Annotated in this window: 1 pseudogene; it reads left to right on the top strand. The window is 59.0% G+C overall.

Annotated features, from left to right (window positions below):
• Positions 1-2,270: pseudogene (locus QUA16_RS35505) on the top strand (DUF11 domain-containing protein); the annotation flags it as partial.

Genomic DNA, 2,270 nt, shown 5'->3' with positions numbered 1-2,270 from the left:
GTTCCGGGCTTAACAGGAGTCAGCGTCTCGGAGGGCGGAAGTTACAACGCAACTACAGGTATTGTGACTTGGACGGCGATCCCATCCCTAGCCCGCGCCGCCAGCGCCAACAGAACCGTCAGTTTCGCAGTGCCCGCCACCGGCGGCCCCATCGCCAACACTGCTAGCAGCACCTCAACGAGCCCAGACCCCAATCCTGCCAACAACAACGGCAGCAGCCCTCAAGCGCGAGTTACCACTGCTATCACCCAGAGTGCCGATGTAGTGACGGTCAAAAGCGGGCCCGCTACTGCGATCGCCGGATCGACAGTCACTTACACAATTACGGCCACTAACAGTGGGCCGAGTCCGGCAACCAATGTGGCGATCGCCGACAGCATTGTTCCGGGCTTAACAGGAGTCAGCGTCTCGGAGGGCGGAAGTTACAACGCAACTACAGGTATTGTGACTTGGACGGCCATCCCATCCCTAGCCCGCGCCGCCAGCGCCAACAGAACCGTCAGTTTCGCAGTGCCCGCCACCGGCGGCCCCATCGCCAACACTGCTAGCAGCACCTCAACGAGTCCAGACCCCAATCCTGCCAACAACAACGGCAGCAGCCCTCAAGCGCGAGTTACCACTGCTATCACCCAGAGTGCCGATGTAGTGACGGTCAAAAGCGGGCCCGCTACTGCGATCGCCGGATCGACAGTCACTTACACAATTACGGCCACTAACAGTGGGCCGAGTCCGGCAACCAATGTGGCGATCGCCGACACCATTGTTCCGGGCTTAACAGGAGTCAGCGTCTCGGAGGGCGGAAGTTACAACGCAACTACAGGTATTGTGACTTGGACGGCGATCGCATCCCTAGCCCGCGCCGCCAGCGCCAACAGAACCGTCAGTTTCGCAGTGCCCGCCACCGGCGGCCCCATCGCCAACACAGCTAGCAGCACGTCAACGAGTCCAGACCCCAATCCTGCCAACAACAACGGCCGCGATCCCGGCGCAACTGTTACCACCACTATCACCGCTGCCCCGACTCCGACTCCCCCACTCCCACCGACTCCGACTCCGACTCCCGCCAACCTACGGCCGATAGCTAGCAACGTCAACCTCGAAATCGCTCCCAGCAGCACTGTGGCGATCGTAGGACTCGCAGGAAGCGACCCCGACGGATCGATCGCATCCTTCACCATCAACACCGTCCCACCAGCAAATGAAGGGCTGATATTTTTAGGCAATCCCGATACTGGCGGCACGAGTGTCAGCGCCGGTCAAATTCTGACACCGGCTGACATTAAGCAATTATTTTTCCAATCGACAGCCAACTTTACAACAGCAAATTTCACCTACAGCGCTACAGACAACCAGGGTGCCAGCAGCCCCGCGAGGGCTACTGTATCGGCACGGGAACCCGTGCCAAACAAACCGCCAGTAGCTAACAACGTCAACCTCGATATCGCCCCCAGCAGCGCTGTGGCGATCGCAGGACTCGGAGGAACCGACCCCGACGGGTCGATCGCATCCTTCACCATCAACACCGTCCCACCAGCAAATGAAGGGCTGATATTTTTAGGCAATCCCGAAACCGGCGGCCGGATTGTCACCGCTGGTGAAATTTTGACACCTGCGGACATTAACCAATTATTTTTCCAATCGACAGCCAACTTTACCACCGCAAATTTTACCTACAGCGCTACAGACAATCAGGGCGCTACCAGCCCCGCCAGCGCTACTGTCTCTGCCATTCCCCTGAACCAACCAACACCGGCCCCAACACCAACAACACCAACACCAGCGCCAACACCCACACCACCAACACCAGCGCCAACACCAACAACACCAACACCAGCGCCAACACCCGCAGCGGAACCAACACCCACACCACCAACACCGGCGCCAACACCAACAACACCAACACCAGCGCCAACACCCACACCACCAACACCGGCGTCAACACCAACACCGGCACCAATTCCAACACCAACACCCGCAGCGGAACCAACACCAACACCGGCACCAATTCCAACACCAACACCAGCGTCAGAACCAACACCCACACCAGCGTCAGAACCAACACCACCAACACCAGCCCCGCAACCAACACCACCAACACCAGCCCCGCAACCAACAGCACCAACACCAGCCCCGCAACCAACCCCAGCCCCGCAACCAACACCAACACCAACACCAGCCCCAGAACCAACCCCCATATTCAACCCAGTACCCGAACCCGATACCGGTTGCGGTTGTGACCCCTTGCCCTTGGTGCCCCCGATAACATTTAT

This window comes from Microcoleus sp. S13_C3 (genome assembly GCF_036700905.1).
Classification (GTDB): Bacteria; Cyanobacteriota; Cyanobacteriia; order Cyanobacteriales; family Microcoleaceae; genus Microcoleus.
Note: the sequence above shows the minus strand (reverse complement) of the source record. Positions and strands in the feature narration are given on the sequence as shown.